This window comes from Polaromonas sp. P1_E1_2 (assembly GCF_056406035.1).
Genome location: NZ_JBFUAZ010000313.1, coordinates 1 through 4,815 on the forward strand (window position 1 = coordinate 1; position 4,815 = coordinate 4,815).

4 protein-coding genes are annotated in these 4,815 nt (G+C 62.2%); all 4 read left to right on the forward strand.

Features of this window, described 5'->3' with window-relative positions; all coding sequences use genetic code 11:
- The first annotated feature begins 85 nt into the window (after window positions 1-85).
- On the forward strand, window positions 86-922 hold the full coding sequence (gene lgt, locus AC1D1P_RS14440) for a prolipoprotein diacylglyceryl transferase (protein ID WP_477669056.1): 837 nt from the start codon (window positions 86-88) through the stop codon (window positions 920-922).
- Between the two features lie 302 nt (window positions 923-1,224).
- Window positions 1,225-1,893 carry a GntR family transcriptional regulator gene (locus tag AC1D1P_RS14445; RefSeq protein WP_477673464.1) on the forward strand — a complete coding sequence of 223 codons (669 nt, stop codon included), beginning with the start codon at window positions 1,225-1,227 and terminating at the stop codon, window positions 1,891-1,893.
- Window positions 1,890-3,368: a malonyl-CoA decarboxylase domain-containing protein gene (locus AC1D1P_RS14450; protein WP_477673465.1), complete on the forward strand. Its 1,479-nt coding sequence runs from the start codon at window positions 1,890-1,892 to the stop codon at window positions 3,366-3,368. The genes AC1D1P_RS14445 and AC1D1P_RS14450 overlap by 4 nt, the downstream gene beginning before the upstream one ends.
- Window positions 3,369-3,420: 52 nt before the next feature.
- Window positions 3,421-4,815: alpha/beta hydrolase domain-containing protein (locus AC1D1P_RS14455; RefSeq protein ID WP_477673466.1), on the forward strand; the 1,395-nt coding region annotated here is incomplete at its 3' end.

A 4,815-nucleotide genomic window follows, 5' to 3' on the forward strand; every position in this document is an offset into this window, starting at 1 on the left:
ATCCTGTACGGCGTTACTCCCAGTTTAAGCGAGCGGGCTCACTGTAAGCCCTTTCCTACGAGCCTCGCATGCAAAAATACGGCCCATGCTTATTCATCCGCAAATCAATCCGGTTGCCCTGCAGTTGGGTCCCCTGGCCATCCATTGGTATGGCCTGACATATCTGGCGGCTTTTGGCCTCTTCTTCTTCCTGGCTACGCGGCGCCTTCGCCACGAGCCCTATGCGTCCATCACCGGCCCCGGCGCCTGGTCGCGCAGGGACATTGAAGACATCCTGTTCCTGGGTGTCATGGGTGTGGTGGTCGGTGGGCGGCTTGGCTACTGCCTTTTTTACAAGCCCGGTTACTACCTGTCGCACCCGCTTGAAATCTTTTTTGTGTGGCAGGGCGGCATGAGCTTTCACGGCGGGATGCTGGGTGTGCTGGCCTCGCAATGGTGGTTTGCCCGTTCGCGCCAGCGGCCCTGGCTGCAGGTCATGGACTTCGTCGCGCCTTGCGTACCGACCGGGTTGGCGGCGGGGCGCGTTGGCAACTTCATTAACGGTGAGCTCTGGGGACGCTTCAGCGACCCTGCTTTGCCCTGGGGCATGGTATTTCCGGGCAGCGGCGCCATGCAGCCGCGTCACCCCTCACAAATCTATCAATTTCTGATGGAGGGCTTGTTGCTGTTCGTGCTCCTCTGGCTGTACGCGCGCAAGCCGCGTAAGGTGGGGCAGGTCTCAGGGGCCTTCCTGGTCGGCTACGGTGTGTTTCGTTTCATCGCCGAGTTTTTCCGTGAGCCCGACGACTTCCTGGGCATCCTCGCCCTGGGTATGAGCATGGGTCAATGGCTTTGCGTGCCCATGATCGCAGCGGGTGTCGGGCTCTGGGTGTGGGCTTCCCGGCAGGGTCAACCCCGAAAATCCATCGCAGGCAGCTATTGATTTGTGGCGATAGCTCAGGGCGTCAGGACTGTCTGGCGCCCTGAGCCTCTCGCTTCGGGGCGCTAGGGTTTCTCCCTGTCGTTTTCGGGCACAGGGCACTTGCCTGACTGCTTTTTAGCTCCCATAATTATGTGTAATTACTTGAAATTACCGCTGGAATTCTGAAAACTCCAGACGCTGCCGGGGCAGTTGTATGRAAGCAGGTGGGTTTTCGGGACGTRCCGGGCCAYCGCGGTTGCCGGGTTCGGTGGATGTSTCGTGTATTTGGGTTCATTGCGTCAGCCGGTCAAAAGGGGTCTGTCATGCGTCTGGTCCAGAGTTCATTGCATCAGGARGTCGCCAATAYCCTGCGCGAGCAGATTTTTGCCGGCCAGCTGGCGCCCGGGAGTTTTCTGGACGAGGTGGCGCTATGCGAACGGCTGGAAATCTCCCGCACGCCACTGCGCGAGGCGCTCAAGGTGCTGACCTCGGAAGGGCTTCTGCGCCACGAACCCCGGCGGGGTTGCTTTGTCAATGAGGTGACCGAGCAAGACCTGGACGACATTTTCCCGGTCATCGCCTTGCTGGAGGGGCGCTGCGCCTATGAGGCGGCACGCAATGCCACCGACGCCGATCTGGCTGCGCTCACTACTTTGCATGAGCGGCTTAACAGTCACGCCAAAGCCGGCCGGATCAATGACTATTACGCGACCAATTTCGCCATTCACGAGGCCATCATCCTGTTGGCCAACAACCGCTGGCTCGCGCAGGCGATTGCGGACCTGCGAAAAATATTGAAGCTGGCGCGGCTCCAGCAGTTGCACGCGCCGGGCCGCCTGGCGCAAAGTCTTTCAGAGCACATGACGGTGTTTGCGGCCCTCAAAAGCCGTGACAGCGAAGGTGCCGATGCCGCCATGCGCACTCACCTGACGCGCCAGCGCGAAGCGCTGCGTGACCTTTCCCGCAGCCAGCGCTCCAGGGTGGCCTCATGAGCGCCGCAGACTGGCTCAGCCGCAATGTTTCGCGGCTCACGGCAGGCGAGAAAGGCCTTACAGAAAAAACTGCCGCAGGGCAAGCAAACCGTGCGCAAGCAGCTACAAAAAAGATAGCAGCTAGCGTCGAATTGCCCGCGCGAAGCACGCATGAACGGCTTCAGGCAACCCTGAGTCATAAGGACGAAGCGCTGTCGCCGCGCGTACTCCGCCGCACCTTGCAGGAGCTGCAGGCCATCATCGACCCACGCGTGAGTGAGGTGGAAGGCGGCCGGCGCGCCATGGCCATTGCGGCCTGGTACCAGGGCGCCACCCCGGCTCGCCGGCGCGACCTGTGGATGCTGATGAGTGAGCAGTTCGTCGCCAATCCGCAGAAGGTCAAGGCTGCGCAGGCGCAGTTTGCGGCTGCCGTGGGTACACCCGAAGAGGCGGTGGCCGAGGTGCGTTACCGCCGTGCCACAGTCTCACCGCGCCGGCGTCTGCTGCAGCGCTTCAGCGTCTATCCGGGCGGCATCCAGTTCCTGGTCGAAATGCGTGCGGACATGCAGCCCAGCCTCAAGGCCGACAAGCGCTTGCTCGCCCTGGATGTCGAAATGGAATACATGTTCTCGACATGGTTCGACGTCGGTTTCCTTGACCTGCGCCGCATCACCTGGGATTCACCGGCATCACTGATTGAAAAACTGATCAAGTACGAAGCGGTCCATGACATCAAGGGATGGGCCGACGTCAAAAACCGGCTCGACAGTGACCGTCGCTGCTATGGCTTCTTCCACCCGCGTCTTCCAGAGGTGCCGCTGATTTTTGTCGAGGTCGCGATGGTCGAGACGATCGCGGGCGACATCATGCCTTTGCTCGATGAGCTGGCAGCGCCCTCGGACCTGAGCCGCGCGACCACTGCGATTTTCTATTCCATCAGCAATACGCAGGCCGGCCTGCGCGGCGTGAGCTTTGGCGATTCGCTGATCAAGCGCGTGGTGGAGACCCTGAAAGAGGAGTTTCCCAAGCTCAAGACCTTTGCCACTCTTTCTCCGATTCCGGGGTTTCGCAGCTGGCTGGGCAAGAACGCGGCGGCCATGCTGGAAACGCTGGGAGACAAGGAGCTTGCCGCCCTGGGCCGGGCGGTGGGGTTTGAGCCGCCCACTGCAGGGCACCTGCTGACCGCCGCAGAAAACCCGCTGGCCCTCGGTGAAAAGTCGCCGGTGCGAAAGATGCTGCTGCACTGCGCGGCCCATTACCTGGGCCGGGCCCTGGAAGAGGGCAAGCCGCTGGATCCGGTGGCACGCTTTCATCTGGGCAATGGGGCGCGCGTGGAGCGCATCAACTGGGCGGGCGACCCGACGCCCAAAGGGCTCAGGCAATCGTACGGCCTGATGGTGAATTATCTCTATGACCTCAAGCGCCTGGACAAGCACCGCGCCTTGCTGGCCCAAGGAAAGGTGGCCGTTTCCGGCGCGATTGAGTCGCTTTTGTAGTTTTTTGCAGTTGCAGACGAGCAGTCGACATAAAAAAACGAAGGAGACAGACATGAGACCCGTTCACCTGCTGGGAAGGCTGGCGCTTGCGTCGCTGGCTGCCGTGTTGTTGCTGGGACATTCCGCCCAGGCCCGCGTCACGCGGATCGTGATTGACGAAACCGTTCCCCTGGCGGCAGATTTGTCGGGTGGTGTGGCCTTTGAACAGGTTGCCGGCCGCGCGTTCGGCGAGCTGGACCCCAAGGCGTCTGGCAATGCCATCATCCAGGACATTGAACTGGGCAAAGAGGCCGATGGCAAGGTACGTTACGTGGCCACCTTTGTGTTGACCAAGCCGGTTGATTTGTCCAAGGCCAGCGGCATAATGTGGCATGAGGTGCCCAACCGTGGTTTGCGCCGGCCCAATGTGGTGCAGGAGCGTGCATTGGGTGACATCGACCTCACAAGCGCCTGGCAGGGCGACAATGCCGGCGCCACCATGGTGCGGGCCACTGCTGCGGTCGAGCTTCCCCACTGGCTCAAGGTGCCGGTGGCAAGGAATGCCGACGGCTCACCCGTCACCGGCGAGGTGTTTGGCCGCATCGTCAATCGCACCGGCCCGGGTTCGCAACCGCTGGTTGTGCAAACAAATCCTGTTCCGTACAAGCCCGTGAGCCTGGACACGCGCCAGTCGCGCCTGGTGTCGCGCGCGGCTGAATCCACCCGCGGCGATGTGACCGGCGAGACAGTGATTCCTTCCACCGACTGGGCCTGGGCCAAGTGCGATGCGGCCAATCCTTTTCCCGGCGTACCTGATGCCACGCAGATATGCCTGAAAAACGGTTTTGATGCCGGCAAGCTTTACCAGGTAGTGTTCAAGGCCGCCGATCCTTACCTGCTGGGCGTGGGCTTTGCCGCCTGGCGCGATATGGGGGTGTTCTTCAAGACGGCCAGGGCTGATGACGCCGGCACACCGAACCCGGTGGCTGGGGTGGTGACCCACAGCATTGGCCGGGGCGTCTCGCAATCCGGCAACTTTCTGCGCGGCTGGCTGCACTTGGGCTTTAACCGGGACGAAGCCGGGCGCCAGGTGCATGACGGCCTCTGGCCCATCATTGCGGGCCGGCGCATCGCGCTGAACTTCCGCTGGGCCCAGCCCGATGGCGTGCTGGAGCTGTACCAGGCCGGCAGTGAAGGGCCGCAGTGGTGGGCACGCGCGGCCGACCCGGTGCGCGGTGGGCCGCCTGCCGGTATTCTTGATCGTTGCGAAGCCAGCAAGACCTGCCCGAAAATCGTTGAGCACTTTGGCTCGGCCGAGGTCTGGGCCCTGAAACTTACGCCGGAATGGGTGGGTACCGATGCCAGGGCCGACCTGCCTCTGCCTGCCAACGTGCGGCGCTATTACATTGCCAGCTCCAGCCACGGCGGCGGGGCAGGGGGCTTTGACAACAGCCTGCCGGGCGTGGGC